Origin of the sequence: Paracoccus sp. TOH (assembly GCF_030388245.1) — a bacterium.
In the GTDB taxonomy this organism is placed as follows: domain Bacteria; phylum Pseudomonadota; class Alphaproteobacteria; order Rhodobacterales; family Rhodobacteraceae; genus Paracoccus; species Paracoccus simplex.
The window spans coordinates 95,301-113,120 of record NZ_CP098362.1; the positions used below are offsets into that span (position 1 = coordinate 95,301).

Annotated in this window: 10 protein-coding genes; all 10 read right to left on the bottom strand. The window is 69.0% G+C overall.

The genetic code is table 11. The annotated features are described in order from the left end of the window. Positions 1-341: 341 nt before the first annotated feature. Complete coding sequence (locus tag NBE95_RS17615) at positions 342-779, bottom strand: hypothetical protein (protein ID WP_289896336.1); 438 nt, start codon at positions 777-779, stop codon at positions 342-344. Next, the gene (locus NBE95_RS17620) at positions 776-5,383 is read right to left on the bottom strand and encodes an RHS repeat-associated core domain-containing protein (protein WP_289896337.1); all 4,608 of its coding nucleotides are present in this window, start codon (positions 5,381-5,383) and stop codon (positions 776-778) included. Before NBE95_RS17620 ends, NBE95_RS17615 begins: the two co-directional genes overlap by 4 nt. Positions 5,384-5,388: 5 nt before the next feature. Beyond that, positions 5,389-5,814: a DUF1795 domain-containing protein gene (locus NBE95_RS17625; protein WP_289896338.1), complete on the bottom strand. Its 426-nt coding sequence runs from the start codon at positions 5,812-5,814 to the stop codon at positions 5,389-5,391. Continuing rightward, positions 5,814-7,769, bottom strand: a complete 1,956-nt coding sequence (tssI, locus tag NBE95_RS17630; RefSeq protein WP_289896339.1) for a type VI secretion system tip protein TssI/VgrG — start codon at positions 7,767-7,769, stop codon at positions 5,814-5,816. The genes NBE95_RS17625 and tssI overlap by 1 nt, the downstream gene beginning before the upstream one ends. Positions 7,770-7,864: 95 nt before the next feature. Beyond that, a complete protein-coding gene (locus NBE95_RS17635) occupies positions 7,865-9,763 on the bottom strand; it encodes a serine/threonine-protein kinase (RefSeq protein WP_289896340.1) in 1,899 nt (632 codons plus the stop codon). Between the two features lie 2 nt (positions 9,764-9,765). Beyond that, the gene (locus NBE95_RS17640) at positions 9,766-10,530 is read right to left on the bottom strand and encodes a protein phosphatase 2C domain-containing protein (protein ID WP_289896341.1); all 765 of its coding nucleotides are present in this window, start codon (positions 10,528-10,530) and stop codon (positions 9,766-9,768) included. Next, a complete protein-coding gene (gene tagF, locus NBE95_RS17645) occupies positions 10,527-11,204 on the bottom strand; it encodes a type VI secretion system-associated protein TagF (RefSeq protein WP_289896342.1) in 678 nt (225 codons plus the stop codon). The genes NBE95_RS17640 and tagF overlap by 4 nt, the downstream gene beginning before the upstream one ends. Then, positions 11,183-14,803 (bottom strand): type VI secretion system membrane subunit TssM, encoded by a 3,621-nt coding sequence (gene tssM, locus NBE95_RS17650; RefSeq protein WP_289896343.1) that lies wholly within the window; start codon positions 14,801-14,803, stop codon positions 11,183-11,185. The genes tagF and tssM overlap by 22 nt, the downstream gene beginning before the upstream one ends. Continuing rightward, positions 14,800-16,461, bottom strand: coding sequence for a type IVB secretion system protein IcmH/DotU (gene icmH / locus NBE95_RS17655; RefSeq protein ID WP_289896344.1), 1,662 nt, complete (start codon positions 16,459-16,461; stop codon positions 14,800-14,802). Before icmH ends, tssM begins: the two co-directional genes overlap by 4 nt. Beyond that, complete coding sequence (tssK, locus tag NBE95_RS17660; RefSeq protein WP_289896345.1) at positions 16,461-17,795, bottom strand: type VI secretion system baseplate subunit TssK; 1,335 nt, start codon at positions 17,793-17,795, stop codon at positions 16,461-16,463. The genes icmH and tssK overlap by 1 nt, the downstream gene beginning before the upstream one ends. Positions 17,796-17,820 lie beyond the last annotated feature (25 nt).

The following is a 17,820-nucleotide window of genomic DNA, read 5'->3' on the forward strand; positions in this document are numbered from 1 at the left end:
TTCATCGCAATGACCTTGGGCCGAAGTTTCAAAATTGCCAGCCCACTCGCCCTGCGGGCGAGCAGCCGGTGTTTTTTGGATCATCTGTCTTGATGAACGATCCGAACCTCATCATTGCCCATCTTCGTCACGAGATAATCGCCGTCAGGCGCGCAGGTTCTCTGCATTTTCCAAACGCGCAGGATAGACCCCTATCCCGGTTACATCTCTGTATCATTGCAAGATCCGCAGAACTTTCGCCGCGACAAGAAAATCGTCAACCGGGATTCTCAATGCCGCGCCTGCTCGCGCGGGCAATTCCCATACTGCGCGACTGTCCCTGCCTCAAAAATAATCCCGAACTATCTTACAAGATCCCACCATTCATCCTCCTTGAACGAGGGGTCCAGTTGTCCATAGCCCGATCCCAAGAACTGCGTTTCCAGAACGACGTCTGCGTGCCCCAAATCCATAGGCTCCGAGCCATCTGCAGCAAACAGAAGATGGTTGGATTTCAGGTCGAGGAGAAGGGGCCTATACAGGATCTGCCCGACAACGATGGCATCCTTCAGCGCGATCTGTTCGAGCCAAAATTGATTTGTGGACAGGTTGCGATTTGCAAACAGGTCCACCGATCCGTATCGCCCTCCATCACTGATCGCCAGAAACTCGTCCCAGAAGGCCGAACCGGAATTCGGCCGGGCGATCCCTTCCGGCACATCCCCAATCAGCGGGGCGGCCGGTTCGTTACGCAGTTTCTCCCTCAACGCCTCTATGCGCTGTCTCAGGCGGTCGTTCATGGTGGTCCTACAATATCGATAACGATCGGTGTGCCCGGCGGCAGATTTCGAATCTGCGGCCAGATCTGCTGGGTGCCGATATGCCAGTTGGTGAAGCTGTCAAGGAATCGCAGATTACTTGCTGCATCCGGACCGTTCAACTGAAGCTCGTGAACATGATCCGGCTGCATCCGTTGCGTTATCCTCTCGATGAGCTTGTTGGCAAAGGCGGGATTCCTTTCTCCATACTGGTTCCATATCCGCCGAATCATGTCCTGCCGATATGCCCGTGTGACCGAGGGATCGCGCGACACGGGGCTCGTGGCACGAGACAACAGGCCCTGCTCGCCCAACTGCTGAAGTGCCTGTGCTTTCCTTTGGAACTCGACGCGGGGCATCCTTGGATCATATTCGACCGTCACTCGATGCGGGACCGTCCCACCGCACCCGTTCAGCCCCAGCGGGTCCACCCAGCCGTTCGGATCGGCGACATAGCCCTGGGGCCGGAAGCCGCCCTCGAGGCCGATGGGGTCGGGCGCCAGGTATTGCGCCGCGTCGGGGTCGTAATAGCGGAAGCGGTTGTAATGCAGCCCGCTTTCCGGGTCCTGGAACTGGCCCTGGAACCGGATCGGGCAGTCCGGCGCCGCGTCGTCATTGGCGGCGCGGCGGCGCAGATCGGCGATCTCGCCCCATAGCGACAGCTCGGCCCGCCAGACCACCTCGGCACCGTCCTCGGAGAACATCTCGCGCGGGGTGCCGATATGGTCGGTGACGATGTAATGCAGCGCCCCGTGCTGGACCTGCGCCAGCGGCCGGAAGCTGCCCGGCTCGTAGACCCAATGCCGCGCCGCCTGCCATGCCGCGCTGCCGTCGGCAGCCAGCGGCGCCTCGGCGATGAGCCGGTCGCCCTCCCATTGATAGGCGGCGCCCTGGCCGCCCGACAGCCGCGCGACCCGGCGGCCGAACGGGTCGTAGCGATAGCGCCAGCGCCGGCCCTCGGGCGTCTCCAGCCCCACCAGTTGGCCCAGCCCGTCCCATTCCATGCGCCAGATGCGCGGGCGGAAACCGGGCTCCTCGATGCGCTTCTCGATCACCCGGCCGCAATCGTCGTGGCGATAAAGCACATTGCCGCGCCGGCGCACCCGGCCGGCGGCGGTCTCGACCGACCGGGCCACGCCCGCCTCGATCACCGCCGCGAGGTTGCGGGCCGGGTCGTATTCGAACTGCTGCAGCGGCGCCTTGTCGCTCAGCCGCGCGGTCACCTGGCCGCGGGCGTCGTAGCGGTTCTCGATGCTGCCCATGCTGCGGTCGTGGATCGCGGTGGCGCGGTCCAGCCGGTCCCAGGCATAGCTGCGATGCAGCCGCGCGCCCATGCGGGTGGCATCGCCGAAGCCGCTGGAGGCGCCCAGCCGGCCCAGCCGCGCCTCCTCGGGCAGGCGGGCGAAGGGGCCGGCGATCTGCTCGGCCAGGTTGCCGGCGAGAGTATGGCCCTGCGACAGGGCAAAGCCCGCCTCGGAATGGCGCAATTGCTCAAGCCCGCGCGGATCGTGGCGGAAGCTCAGCGGCTGGTGCCCGGCGACGGTCAGCGCCACCGGCAGGCCGGCGCGGCTATAGGCGGCGGTCAAGTGCAGCACGTCGCCCGAGCGCGCGATCCTCTGTCCCGCCAGGTCGTAATCCGAGGCGATCTCGCGCCCGTTCAGCCGTTCGGCGACCACCCGCCCCAGCGCGTCGTAATCGTATTCGACGGTCGCATCGCCGTTTTCGGCCCGCACCAGAAGGCCACGCTGGTCATAGGCGAAGCGGGTCTCGGACAGGCCCTGCCCGTCCTGCACCCGCATCCGCATGAGCCGGCCGGAGGGCGACCAGTCGTAATGGCGCTGGCTGCCATCGGGCGCGGCGGCCAGGATCACCCGTCCCGCAGCGTCCAGGGTGTAGCGGGTGACCAGGCCGGAATAGTCGCGCTCGGCCACCACGCGGCCGGCGGCGTCATAGCGGTATTCGTAACGCTCGCCCCGTTCGTTGACGACGGCGGTCAGCCGCATCTCGCGGTCATGCTCCATCCGCAGGCGATGGCCCTTGGCATCCACGGTCTCAAGCGGCAGGTCGAAGGCGCCGTAACGGTAATGGCGGGCATTGCCGTCCGGGTCGATGATGGCCGAGAGCTGACCCTCGGCATCCCATTCGATCCGCGTCACCGCGCCGTCCGGGCGCTCGACGGCGCGGACATTGCCGCGCGGATTGTCAGGGCCACGCGTCACGTCGAAGCGGGTCGCGGCGCCGATCTGGTCGGTCGTCCACAGCAGCCGGCCCTCGGTATCGCGCAGGCTGCGGACCTCGTTGCCGTCCGGGTCGCGGAAACGGTCCGGCCGCATCAGCGGATCATAGAAGATCCGCTCCTGCACGTCGCCGGGCATGTCGATGCGCAGCACCTCGCCCTTGGCGCCAAGGCCCAGGCTGGTGATGCGGTTCAGCGCGTCGGTCGTGCCGACCAGATTGCCGTGGCCGTCGTGACGGAACGCGCTGCGGTTGCCGGCCGGGTCGATCACGGCGCGCAACAGCCCGTCCGGGCCATAGTCCCATTGCGTCACCGCGCCCTCGGCGTCGGTGGCGCGGATCAGGTTGCCCGAGACGTCATAGGCGAAGGTGCTGCGCCCGCCCAGCGGGTCCACGCGCGCCGTGACGTGGAAGGCCCGGTCCCATTCGGTCAGCCAGACCTGCCCCGTCGGGTCGGTCTCGCGCCAGACCACGCCGTCCTCGGTCCAGTCCCAGACGGTGACGGCGCCCTCGTCGCTGCGGGTGACGGTGCGGCGGCGCGCCACGTCATAGTCCAGCGTGCCGCCGGCATGGCCGCTGTCGGACCACAGCCGCCGGATGCGGCCATCGGCGCCGTATTCGTAATGGACATGCGTGTCCTTGACGTCGTGCCAGCCGGTCAGCCGGCCCTGCTCGTCATAGTCGTAACGCAGATCGCCGGTCTGGGACGAGCGCACCTGCACCAGCTGCCCGGCCCGGTTGTAGTCCCAAGCAAAGACGCAATCCTCGCCATCGGCAGCGTCCAGCACCGCGTGGCGGATCAGCCCGCCGGCGCTGTGGACGGCCAGGGCGAAACCGTCGGAATGCTCGACCCGGCGCAACCCGTCCGGGCCATAGAGGAAGGCGATGCGGTTGCCGTTGCGGTCCTCGATCCGGGACAGGCGGCGGGTGTCGGCGCCCTCGTCGGCAAAGACCAGGAACAGCCGGCTGCGACGGTCGTGGACGAACAGCTCGGCCGAGCGGCGGCCCAGCAGCTCCAGATGCGGAAAGCGCAGGTTGTGGCTCATCACCTCGTCGCCGGGGGTGTGGAAGGTGATGAGCGTGCCTTCGTCGTTCTGGAAGGTGACGGTCTCGGGGTCCATGCGCAGCTGCTGCGCCCAGGTGCCGGCCCAGCCCTTGCCCTGGATGCCGGCGGACTCGACCGCATGGGTGCGTTGCAGCACCAGCGGGATGGTGCCGGGAATGGCGATATCGGTGCGCGTCTCCATGAAGCGGCCGGTGGCCACGTCCACCGGGCAGCCGAAGCCGGTGCGGCAGCCGTTCGGCGCCTCGCCGGCATGGGCGGCCGAGGGATCGCCGCCCTTGGGCTTGCGGCCGCCGATGGGCAGCAGGTCGGCGGCGATCACGGCAAGATTGGCCAGCCGGCTCTGCCAGCCCACGTCGATGGCCAGCGCGATGGCGCTGGTGTCGATGTCGATGGCGATGTTGGGCACGCCGTCGTTGATGGTGCCGTCGCAGGTGGTCTTGTGGCCGATGCGGGCAATGGGCCAGTTGTTGGCGAAGACCGTCTCGGCCCCCTCGGCCACCTTCGAGACCGCGTGGTCCGAGCAGTCGACGATATCGTTGACCCGCGCCACCGGCTTGTTGCGGAACCAGACATTGGCCGAGCCGGTCTTGATGGTGCCCTTGTTGGTGCCGTATTGCCCGGCGACCGAGGCGAAGCCGAAGCCGATGCCGCCCACCAGGCCCGCCGCGCTGGCCGCCGCCACCGCCAGCATGATCGGCCCCAGCGCCGCGCCGGCCGTCGCCACCACCAGCACGCCCACCGCCACCGCCGCCACCGCGCCCAGCACCATGGCCCCCAGCGACCAGCCGCTGACATGGGCGATGGGATGGCCGACGGTCGCCGGCATCTCGCCATCCTCGGCGATGCGCTCGAAGCCCATGGCCTCCATCGCCCAGCCGCCAAGCGCCTCGCCGGCCTTGAAGCCGATGAAGCCGGCGACCATGCCGGCCGCGACCGCCGCCGCCGCGGGCGCCGCCGCCGTGGCGGCGGCGCTCAGCACCGCCGTACCGGTCAGTCCCGCGCCCATCGCCGTGCCGGCGCCATAGGCCGCCGCCATGGCGACCGGCGCCACGGTCAGCGTGTTCTGCACCGCGTCGGAATTATAGGTGGCGATGGCGGAATCGACGCCCTGCTCGAAGCCGTTCGGCCCGGTCTGCGCGTTCGAGGCGTCGATGGCCTGCTGATGGTAATCGCTCAGCACCGGCGCCGTGTCGGTGCCCTGCCCGCTTGCCGGGCCGCCCTCATGCCCGCGCCGGCTGGCCACGCGCCCGGCGCCCAGGGTCATGCCGTCGAGCCAGCCGCCCATCGCCCTCAGGCCCCCACCGTTTCCAGTTGCAGGGTCGAGACGATGCGCCGCATCTCGGCCTGCTGCGCCGCGCTCATCTCGCCCCCGGTCGAGGCGGTCAGCACCAGCACCCGGCCGCCGCTGGCGCTGACGGTGGTGATCAGCTGGTGGATCGGCCCCTGCTTGGCCACCCAATGGCATTCGATCTCGATCGCGGGGACGCCGTTCACAGACAGTTCGCGCCGGGCGTCGATGCGGAAATCCTTCAGCGCCTGCGCGGCCTGTTTCGCCTGGTCCTCGACATATTCCGCGAAGCCCATGCCCCAGGGCATGTCGTCGCGGGTGATGGTCAGCGACACCCCCGGCCCCGCCGGGTTCGAGGACACGACATTGATGGTCCGGTCCTGCCATGCGCGCGGCAGGTCGATGCTGCCTTCATTGATGCGATACATCAGCCCGCTGAATCCTTGTTGAGATGAATCATTCCGGCCACCTGGTCCAGCACGCCCTCGGCCAGGGTGACGCGGGTCGAGCCGAATTGCAGCACGATCCCGTCCTTGGTCATGGTGATGGTGCCGCTGCCGACCTTGAGCGTGATGGCTTCCTTGGCCTCGGCGTAAATGGTCTTGGCGGTCTGCTGCATCTTCAGGTCGGAATGCAGCGAGACCAGCTTCTTGGCGGTGGCGGTGATGTCGTCATCGGCAGAATAGGCGATGACGCCCGGCCCGGCCTTGCCGGCCACCGCCGTCTCGGTGATCTTCGTGGCCTGGCTGGCGCGGGTCAGCGCCACCGTCTCGGTCAGGTTGCCCGAAGCCACGGCCTTGGTCTCGTCCCCGGTCTGCACGGTGATGGCGCGGTTGCCGTTTTCGACCAGGGTGGATTCGTTGTCCTTGATGACCCGCTCCATATCCTTCTGCGCGTGCAGGAAGATCTTTTCGGTGCCATTGGCATCCTCGAAGCTCAGCTCGTTGAAGCCCGAGCCCTGATGGGTCTTGGTCTTGAAGCCGCTTTTCGTCTTGCTGGCGGGCAGGCCGTAGATATTGCCGTTCTGGCCGTTCACCACGCAACCGGTGACGATGGGCTTGTCGGGATCGCCGTCGATGAAATCGACCACCACCTCCATGCCGATGCGCGGGATCACCACGCCGCCCAGCCCGTTCCCGGCCCAGTTCTGCGCCACCCGGCAGCGCATCGAGATCGCGCCCTCGAGATCCCAGTGGAACCGCACCAGGATGCGGCCGAACTCGTCGCAGTCGATCTCGCCCTCGCCGACCACCATGGCGGTCTGCGGGCCTTGCATGACCGGCATGGGCGTGCGCCGCGGCGGCACCATCGGCGCCTTGTCCGGCATCAGCACATAGGCGCCGGAAAAGGAATAGCCGTCGCTGCCCGCCCCGCCCGAGCCATAGGCCTCGGAGACGAAATGGTGGCTGGCCGACAGGCACAGGAACCGTTCACCCGTGCCCGGCACCTCGTCGCCGCCCAGGGTCACGGTCTTGCCCGAGCCGAGCGCCAGGCAATCGCCCATGGCGCGCACCCGGCTGTCGCCGCCGCGGAACTGCTTCATGCGCCGCTGGGCGATGCGCCGGCCGGTCGTCTGATCCGGGAAATCGCCGGGATATTCGAAACTTTCCAGCTGACCGAAGGCATGGGCGGCATCGCCCAGCTGGTCCACCTCCATGGCGGCGGTCGGGGTCTTGAAATTGTAGTCGATCAGCCGCGTCGCGCCGGTGGTCAGGTTGCGCTCGGCCGACCAGTCCCAGAAATGCTCGCCCTCGGCCTGATGATGGCCGTCATAGGACTTGTAGGGCCGCAAACCGATGGTCTCATGCGCCAGCACGTCGTCGGTCAGCACCATGGTATGGCTGCCCGAGGCATGGCGGAAATGGAAGCTGATGCCATGCCGCTCCATCTGCCGGCGGGCGAAGTCCATGTCGGATTCGCGATATTGCACGGTATATTCCAGCACCGGGTAATCCTCGGACAACTGGAACTCCAGCGCCGGATCGCCCAGCGGGGCGTAATCCGCGAACAGTTCGGTCAGGATCTGCACCACGGTCTTGTTGTGGAAGATCCGCTGGTTGCGGCGCCGGCTTGCCAGCCACAGCCAGGGCCGCAGGGTCAGGTCGTAGCGATGGCCGTTTTCGCCCACCCCGGCCCAGCGGGCCTGGGTCACGATGCCGTCGAACTGGCGCGGCCCGGACCGGCCCTCGATCTCGACCGTGGCGTGGGTGCCGATCAGCGCATCGAAATCGACCTTGCTGTGAATGGCCAAGGCCTCGACGCGATAATCGAAAAGCTCGTTCAGATGATCCGAGCCGTCGAGCCGCAAAAGCGCCAGCTCATCAGGCCCCAGGGCCGTGGTCAGGCGACCAAGACGGCCTGTCTGCTTGAAAGGGACGTTCACAAATGCCTCCACTCAATGCATCACCATTCATAACGCCATTCGCCGGGCATTCAAAGCGCGGCCGGACGGGGGTGGACAAAATCCGCCGCCTTCCCTTACGGCATCGCGATGGGCTGGACCGCGATCGAGGGCGCCTCGCCCGCCGCGCGCAACTCCTCCAGCACCCGCGGCAGCAGTTCCTCGGCCGGAACGCCCGAAGGCGCGGCGGCCACCGCCGCGATCGGCGCATTGGTGGCCAGCGCGATCAGAAGATAGGATCCCGTCCCCGCCGGCCCCTGGGACAGCGCGAAGCCGAAGGAACGGCCGCCGCCACCAGCATCGCCCAATTGCGAGGACAGGTCGTAGATCTCGCCCGAGGGTGGCACGATCAGCAACCAGAGATTGCGCCCCTCGCCCGCATCGACCGAGCCGCGGATCTGCAGCCGGTCCCCGGCAGCGCTGGCCTGCGCCTGCAGCATGACGGGCGGGGCGGGGCGGCCGGCGATCTCGCGCAGGAAAGCCAGCGTGGGGCATTGCGCATCGCTGACCAGACCGCGTTGGACCGAGGGGCTGACGCCGAACCGGCCGCCATAGGCCGCGACCACCGGCGCCGGATCCAGGTCGGCCGGACCGAGAAAGCGGATCTGGCCGGCATTCGGCCCGGCGGCGATCCGGTCGGCCAGCACGCAGGCCGGCAGTGGCTGGGCGGCCAGGAACCCTTCGCGGGTCGAGGCGTCGCGCGGCACCAGATCGGCGGCGGCCGGCGGCTCGGGCGGCGGCGCAACGCCGGCGGGGCGCAGCATGAGCCAGCTTACCCCGCCCGCCGCCGCCAGCAGGACCGCCGCGGCCGCAACCAGCGGCCAGCGGCTGCGGACCACCGGCTGGGGCGCTTCGGGGGCCTCGACCGGCGGCGGCGGCAGCGAGGCGCCGAAGGGGCTGGCGGAATGCGCCGGCCCGCCCAGGCCCGAGCCCTGGCCGAAGCTGCCGGTCAGCCCCTCGGCCACCGGCGGCTCGTCTCCGCCCTGGCTCCAGAGCGGCAGGCGATAGCGCGAAGGGATCAACGACGGATCGTCCAGCATCCGCAGCACCGCGCCCATGTCGGCCGGCCGCCGCGCCGGGTCGGGCTCCAGCATGTGCTGCAGCAGCGGGAACAGCCGATGCGAGATGCCGGTCAGGTCCGGGATCCCCTGCCGCGCGGCCGAGGCCGAGACCACGGAATCGCCCATGTCCAGCGGTTTGCCGCGCGCGGTCGCCGCGACCAGCAGCGCCAGCCCGTAGACATCGGTGCGCGGCCCGATCTCGCCACCCCAATGGCCCAGCTGCTCGGGGGCGATATACTTGAACTTGCCGGCGAAGCGCCCGGCCAGCCCGTCGCCCAGCTCGGTGGAGCGGGCGATGCCGAAGTCGATCAGCACCGCCTCGTCGATGCGGTCGTCGCGCAGGATCACGTTGTCGGGCGAGAGATCCCGATGGGTGACGCCGCGGTCATGCGCCCGCATCAATCCCGTGCCGATGCGGCGCGTCAGCGCCAGCACCTCGGCCTCGGCCAGGGGACCGTCCTGCTTCAGCCGGTCACCGAGATGGCGGCCCTCGACGAATTCCATGATCAGGCAATAGCGGCCCAGCCCGGGATCGAGGACGAAATTGTGATAGCGCACGATCGATTCGTCGCGCAACTGCACGAGCACCCGAGCCTCGCGCCGGAACATGTCCAGCACCGCCTCGTCATTGGCCAGGCCCGGCAGGATGACCTTGACCGCCACCGGATCGCCGGTGAAGACGTTCTCGGCGCGATAGACCTCGCCCATGCCGCCGGCGCTGACCAGGCCGAGGATGCGATAATTGTTGTTGATCAGCGTGCCTGCCTCGACCAGCCGGACCTCTGGCTTGCTCGCCTGCGCGGGCTGGGCGCCGACGACCGTCGGATCGGCGGCGGACGGCTCGGGGGCAGCCATCACCGTGCGGTCGGCCGCGTCCGGGGCGGCATCGGGCGTGTCGTCCTCGGCATCGGCCATGGCTATTCCACGTCCTCGGCCACGGCCGGCAGCGCCAGGCAATCGACCACGATCACGCTGACATTGTCGCGCGCGCCGCGCCGCAGCACCTCCTCGAGCAGCGCCGAGGCGACGGAAGCGGCAGGACCCGAGCGCCCCAGCAAGGCGGCGATCTCGGCATCGTCCAGATGCTCGGTCAGCCCGTCCGAGCAGACCAGGAAGCGGTCGCGGTCCTTGGCCATGCCGGTGACGGTCTCGGGATCGGCGGCGGCACCCACGCCGATGGCCCGGGTGATGACGTTGCGCCGGCCCGAGCTGCGTGCTTCCTCCTCGGTCATGCGGCCGGCGGCGACCAGCATCGCCACCTCGCTGTGGTCGCGGGTCAGCCGGGTCAGGGCGCCGTCGCGCAGCAGGTAGATGCGGCTGTCGCCCGCCCAGACGCAGGCCAGTTCCGCCTCGTGCAGCAGCAGCGCCGCTACGGTCGAGCCGGCACCGCCGGCATCGTTGCGCTGCGCATGGTCCAGGATGCGGCGATGGGCGCGGTCGATGCGCTCGATCACCCGCGCCCGCTGGTCCTGGGCGCTGACCGGCACGCCCAGCGAGGCCAGTTCCTCGGCGATCATGCCGCTGGCCACTTCGCCCGCCGCATGGCCGCCCATGCCGTCCGCCACCGCCCAGAGACCGAATTCGGGCCGGGCGGCGATGCTGTCCTCGTTATGCGCGCGCTGGCGGCCGCGATCGGTCAGCGCCGCGAAATCATAGGTGAAGACCGGCTGCGGCGTGTTCATGCCTCGACCTCGCGGATGGCGCCGCCGGCGATCAGCCAGCCGATCTCGGGCGGGCTGGGCCAGCCCTGGCAGCACAGCAGGCCGGAAGACCCCGTCTCGGCGGCCTGGAACCACCAATAGCTGCGCGACGCGGTGGCATGGGCGTGATCGGTGGCGGCCAGCTGCGCCAGCAGCCCCTCGGGCGGCAGCGACGGGTTGGCGGCCCAGAAGCCGGGCCAGCCCGGCGCCGCATGACCCGGCGGCGGCAGGTCGAGCGCCCGCGCCGCCTCGCGCGGGTCGAAGCCCTCGGCGCCAAGCATGTCCAGAAGCGCGCGATGCGCGGCGCGATAGAAATCCTGCGCCGCATCCAGCACCGGCGGCGTGCCGCCCGCCTGCGCCACGATCAGCGGAAAGCGCCGACCGCTGCGGTCGCGCGAGGCCAGCCAGACCCCGCGCAGCGCCTGCCCGGCGCCGGTCAGGGCCGGGCCGATCCAGAAACAGACCGCCGGCGCCGCGTCGAACTGCGCCTGCCAGTCCGGCCCGGCCGCGTCGCGCCATTGCCCCAGCACCGCCTGCGCCCAGTCGCCGAAACCCTGCCAGCCCTCGGCCAGCCCGGCCGAGATGAAATCGCCAAATCCCGGGTGCTTGCCGTAGAGCCCGGCCGCACCCGCCGTCAGTCGATGCTCTGCGGACATTGGAAATCCCTGATCTCGGGCATGGTGAAGGGGTTCGTCACCGCGTTGATGGTGAAATCATAGGTGATGTTGCGCCCGCCCAGCATGAAGGTGGCGCGCAGCGTGTCGCCGCGCTGCTCCTTGTAGCGGGCGGCGTCGAGCAATTGCATGAAGGTCCAGGAACTGCCCTCGAAGCGCAGCACGGAATCGCGCGCCAGCGGCGGCGACAGTTGCAGCACCGTGGCCTTGCCGGCACCCGGCCAGACCACGGTGCGCGGCAGCGCGCCGGTCGCCGTCTCGATCACCGTGTCGTTGATGGCCAGGATCGCGGATTGCACGGTCGGATGCGCATCGACCTGCGCCACGGTGATCTCGACCGAAGGGCTGGTGCCGCCGCCGGCGAAAAAGGCGCGGCGGATGCGCTCGGCCCGCTCGAACTGCCGCAGGGTGGCGGTGGACAGGCGCTGGGTCATCTCCTTGTCCTCGCGCCATTTCAGCCCCTCGGGGCTGCGCTCGACATAGGGTTCCAGGTATTCGGTGAAATAGCGGTCCATCTCGCCGCCCGGACCGAAGAACCGGGCGAAATTGTCGATGGACAGGCTGCGCGAGCCGCTGCCGAACGGATAGGCCGAGGCGACGCTGTCGCGGCACATGAAGGTGATGCGGTCGGTCAGCGCCCGGTTCATCACCTCGATCGAGGCATCCGAAGCGCCCGAGCGGAAATCGCCCTCGGCCTTGGTCACCATGCGCGCCAGCGGGTCGGGCAACTGCGAATTGTATTGCGTCAGCGAGTTCAGCAGCGTCGGCAGGGCGGCGGCGGATTGGTCGGGATTGTGCTCGGCCAGCCGCAGGTTTTCCCAGATCGCGCCCAGGTTGCCCAAAAGCGTGTCGATGGGCCGCTTGCCCGGTTCGCCCGCGACCAGAAGCTGCCAGTTCTCGAAGGCTTTCGAGATCGCCTCGATGGGGGCGGTGACGCTGTTGGTCTCCTCCTCTGCCCCGGCGCCGGCGCGGCGGGTGCCCTTGCCCTGCTTGCGCATCGCCGCATCCATCAGGATGCGCTGCACCCCGGTCGAGCGCGACTGGATGCGCGAGGCCAGCGCGTCGCCGATACCGCCCGCCGCGCCGCCTCCCTCCGTCCCGGCCTCGGCCCCCGCGGGCGGCAACTCGCCCTCGAGCTGTTCGTATTCGCGGGAAAGCTGCGTCTGGTCGGCCACCGCCTTGACCAGTTCCAGGATGGGAGAGTTCTGCGCCCCGGCCGCCGTCCCCAGCGCCGCATATTGCGGCTTGTCGGCGACCATCGAGGTCAGCGTCAGATTGTCCAGCACCTTGCTCCAGGCGGCGATGAACTCGGCGCGGTAGCGGTCCAGCAGATCGCGGTCCAGCCGCGCCAGCCGGCCCTCGATCTCGTCCGAATTGGCGAAATCGCCCAGCACCCACTGGTCGCGGCGCAATTCCTCGCCCACCACAGCAAGCTGGTCGTAGAAATAGCCCCAGAAACCCTCATAGGTGTAAAGCCCGGGGATGGTCAGCGTGGCCAGGTCGCTGCCGTCGCGGGTGGCAAAGACCTGGCCGGCCGCGCCGCCGCCCGCCGCGTCCAGCAGGTTCCAGTCCGGCAGCCCGGCCGCCACGGCGCCGTCCTTGAGAATGGCATAGGCCTGTTCGTCCAGCGGCAGTTGCGCGATCGCGGCGCGGGCGCGATCCACCGTCGCCTGATCCAGCGTCACCAGCAAGTCGCGGCGATCGTCCAGCGTCAGCATGGCCTTGAGGTGGCCGGCAAGCCGGTCGATCATCTCGAGCCCGGTGCGGCCGGGATAGTCCTGTCGCCAGCTTTGCACGAACCAGGCCTCGATGGCCGGGTCGTCGGTGGTCTCGCCCTGCTTGCCGAGCAGCAGATAGACCTTCAGCGCGCGATAGATCTCGGTCATCTCGCCCGAGGCGATGATTTCCGGCATCCGCCGTTCCAGGTCCAGGATCAGCCGCGGGCGCAGCATCCGTTCCAGCGCATTGGAATAGGTATCCGTCGCCACCTTGTTCAGCCGGTCGCGCTGGCTCAGGCCGAAGCCTTCCCACAGGCTGGGCTCCTCGCTGTCGCCATAGCCGGCCGGCATGGTGGCCAGGTCGTTCAGCAGCGGCAGCACCGGCGTCAGGTCCGGATCGTCGATCACGTCGCGCTGCAATTCCTCGGCGGCGGCGCGGCGCCAATTGGCGGTCTCGGCCTCGGCGGTGCGGACCAGGTCGCGGTTCTTCCAGTAGCTGACGCCGATGGCGGTGCCGGCCCCCAGCGTCGCCACCGCGATCGCCGCCAGCGCCACCGAGCGCAGCACGAAGGCCCGCCGCACCGCCTTGCGGTCATGCGAGACCCAGCCCTGTTCCGGGAACACCACGCCGCGCAGAAGGTCGTGGATGAAGAAACTTTTCCCGCGCCCCGACATGAAGCCCGAGCCGATGCCCATGCCCGGCTCCTGGATCGCGCCCAGCACCTGGTCGATGGGCGTGCCCTCCTGCGTGCCCGAGGTGAAATAGAAGCCGCGCAGGATGGCGTTGGTCTTGTAACGCGTCGGCTCGAACACCCGGCGCAGGAATGTCGACACGCTGTCGCGCAGCAGCGCCATCTGCCCCGGCAGGCCGAAGATGGCGATGCGGGCGACGCCGTCCGGTTCCTCGGACAGCCGGTCGATGATCTCGTCCGACAGGCGCGAGACCAGGCGGTCGAACTCGGCCGGCACGGCTTCGTGGGTGATCGCCTTGCGGTCGGCGGTCTGGAAGGTCACGCCCCAGACCAGCTTGCGGCGGCTCAGGCTGAAGCTGCTGAAATATTCGCGGAAGCCGGCGATCAGGTCGGCCTTGGTGAGCATCACATAGACCGGGAAGTCGATCTTGAGCTGCTCGTGCAGTTCCGCCAGCCGGGCGCGCACCGTCTCGGCATGGGCCTGCAGCGTCGCCGCATCCTGCTGCATCATGTCCTCGACGGAAAAGGACAGGATCACGCCGTTGATCGGCCGGTTCGGGCGGGTGCGCTTCAGCAGGTCCAGGAAGGCGTCCCAGCTGGCCTTGTCGGCCACCTTGTCGCTGTCCTGCGTGGTATAGCGGCCGGCGGTGTCAATCAGCACCGCATCCTCGGCAAACCAGAAATCCATGTTCCTTGTGCCGCCGAAGCCGCTGATGGCCTGGGTCTGCGCCAGGGGAAAATCCAGGCCGGAATTCGCCAGCGCCGTGGTCTTGCCGGCGCCCGGCGGGCCGATGATGACATACCAGGGCAGATCATAGAGCGAGGCCGCGCCGCCGGATTTCTTCAGCACGGCCAGCGCTTCCGTCATCTTCTCGGCCAGCGCTTTACCATCGCCCTCTGGCTCGGCGGGCACCAGCGCCTGCTCGATGGCGCGGGCGGCGCGGACGCGGCGGCGCCAGCGGACCAGCAGCACCGCCAGCGTGGTGGCCAGGATCAGCCCGACGACCAGCCCGCGCCAGAACACCGAGGCCAGGGGCGCCCAGCCGGTCATCGGCCCGCCGATCCAGACCGCCGCGCACAGCGCCGCGATGCCCAGCAGGGTGACGGTCCAGCGCCACCAGCCGTGCTTGCTCCAGCGCGGGGTCGGGACGTAGATGCCTAGCAGTCTCAATTCGCGGCCTCCTGCGGGGCGGGGGCGTCATAGGTGCCCTCGCGCGCCAGCATGATCTCGACCCGGCGGTTGGCGGCCTGGCCCTCGGGCTGGGCGTTGTCGCCGACCGGATCGTCCTCGCCCCGGCCCTCGGTGGTGACGCGGGCGGGGTCGCTCAGCAAGGGTTTCAGCACCTCGGCCACGCCCTCGGCGCGGGCGGCCGAGATCTGGTAATTGTCCTTGAACCGGCCCCGGCCCGAGACGGGCACGTTGTCGGTATGGCCCTCGATCAGGATCGGGCCGCTCTCGCCGTTCAGCACCTCGGCGATGCGTCCGGCCAGATCGGCGAAGCCCGGCTTCACCGTGACTGAGCCCAAATCGAACAGCTGCAGGTTGCCGACCCGGACGGCGATATAATCGCCTTTGGCCTCGACCGAGACGCGGCCGTCCGAGATCTCGGCCGCAAAGGCGTCGCGGATGCGTTGCAGTTGCGGGATCTCGGCCACATAGACCTCGCCCGGGGTGCGGTCGATCTGGATCACCGGCGCGTCCAGCGCCACGCCGCGCAGATCCTCGGCCGCGACGGCACCGTCGCGGTTGATCAGCGTCAGCAGCGTCGCGAATGCGGCGACCAGCGCCACGGCGGCGATGCCCGCCACCGCCGGCACCGGGATGGCGCCGAAGCGGCGGGCCTTGCCCTGCACAACCGGCGCCCACATCACGGAAATATCCTCGTCCGGGCGCGGATGCACCCGGCGCAGGCTTTCATAGATGGCGCTGCGGATGCGCATGAGCTCGGCCGCGCCGTTCGGCATGGTGCGGAACTGGCCCTCGAAGCCCAGCGACAGGCAGACCAGCATCAGTTCCAGCAGGTTGTAGTTCTGCGCCGGGGCATAAAGCGCCTTCTCGGCCTCCTGGAAGAAGCCGACGCCGGAATCGCGCTTGTGGAAGAAGCGCGCGACCATGGAATATTGCTGCCAGTTGCCGCGATCGGCGCCGGGCAGGTTCTGCACGATGTCGTCGGCCGTGCCGGACAGCGCGTATTTGGCCACCAGCGCCTCGTGCGGGTTGACGCCGGCGGCGACGGCATTGCGCTCGAAGCGGTCGATTTCGCGCGTGACATGCTCCATCAGCGGCGCGACCTGCAATTCGACCAGCCCGGTGCGCAGCCGCCCGAGCAGGATCAGCAGCGGCGCCGCTGCGGCGATCAGCGGGTTCGAGGAACTGGCCGCGCCCAGATCGCGCACCTGCATCGCCTGCGCCTGCGGGATGCGCGGCGCCACGCGGTTCTGCGGGGCTTGCTGCGTGGCGATGTCGGGAAAGAAGCCGCGCTGATCCGGCCCCGCCGCCCGCCCGATCTGCGAGGGATCGGCCGGGCCGAAGGGGCTTTGCCCGCCCTGCGCCGGCTGCTGCCAGCCGCCGGGATAGCCCTGATAGCCGGGCTGCGGCTGAGGCGCGGCCGGCCGCGACGGACCGCCGATCCAGGTCTGGCCCTCGGCCGGCTGGTTGCCCCAGCCGCCCGGCTGGCCGAAGGGCGAGCCCGAGCCGCCGCCCGGCCCGCCGATGGCGGTGCGGCCGTCCTCCGGCCCCGGCGCCGGGCGCGACCAGTCCTGCGGGCGCTGGCCCGGAAGCGGGCCGCCAAAGACCGTCTTGTCGCCGTCGTCGTCCTTGCCCGCCATCACGACCTCTCGGGCACGGCCCACAATTCCAGCTTCAGATTCGGCCAGTCACCGGCGAAATGCATCCCGATGGCGGTCGCGGTCGAGAACTCGCGCCACAGGGGCGAGTTGCGCTCCAGCCGGAAATAGACGTTCGAGGACAGCACCCGGATCTGCCGCGGCGGGTTCGGCAGGTGCTGAAGCGCGATGCCGGGCAGGTTGTTGTTGACGATTTCCGACATGCGGGTGTTCGGCCCGACCTTGCACAGTTCGGGGAACTGCATCTGCACCTGCGACAGCGGCTTGGCGCTTTCGACCTCGATGATGAAGGTGGCCTCGCGGAACAGGTTGCGGTCGGCGACGGCTGCCAGATAGGAGTTCTGCCGCACCTGCTGCAGGGGCAGCCGGATGGCCCGGCCCACGTCGCGCGACAGCAGGCGCTGGATATCCGCCACGATCTCGCCGAAACTTTCCTTGGGATTTTCGTGGTCATAGGCCGGATAATCGGGCGCATGGCGGCTGGCGCTGTCGAAGCTCGCCAGTTCCCCCGCCAGCGAGACCAGCTCGCGATACAGCGCCTCGGGATGCACGGCCAGGGTGCGGGACAGGTGGCGCAAGACGCCGATCTGCCGGTTCAGCACCATCAGCATCAGGTAATCGCTGGCCTGCAATCCGCCCCCGGCCGAGGGGTCGGTGGCATAACGCGACAGGCTTTCCAGCCGCGCCTCGATCCAGCCGATCACGCGGGTCAGGTAGCCCATGACCTGCGGATGCGCGCCGATGACCAGCGAGGGCGGCGGGAAGGTCTCGTCCAGCGTCACCACGCCGTCGCGCACCTCGGCCACGCGGGCCAGGCGGATGTTCTGGTAGCCGGGGCGCGGGGTCTTGCGGATCGCGATTTCCAGCCGCGGCACGGCCAGCTCCAGCACCTGCTCGATCCGCGCCGACGAGGCGCTGTCGCTGACCGTCTCGGTCACGATGCCCCAGCGGGTCGTCGCGCCCTCGTCCTCATAGGGGGCGGCGTCGCGCATGTTGGGGCTGCTGTCGGGCAGGGTCAGCCAGACGAATTGCCCGGCCGCGTCCTCGGGCACGCGGACCGGCACCGGCAAGGGTCCGGTGCCCGGCGCGTCGAAAGGGGTGCCGTCGGGCATGATGCCGGCGACGGCGCGCAGCGCGATCATGCCCTGCTGCGCCTGGTCGCGGTCCAGCACCAGTTCGCCCACGCCCCAGGGATAGGGGGTGATCAGCCGGGTGCGGGCCTGGACCAGATGCTCGTGATAGCGGTCGGCCTGCTGAAGATGCTGCGGCTGGAGGAACAGACCCTCTTTCCAGGCGACTTTGCTGAACCAGGACATGCGTCACCGACTCCCGTTCTTGTTC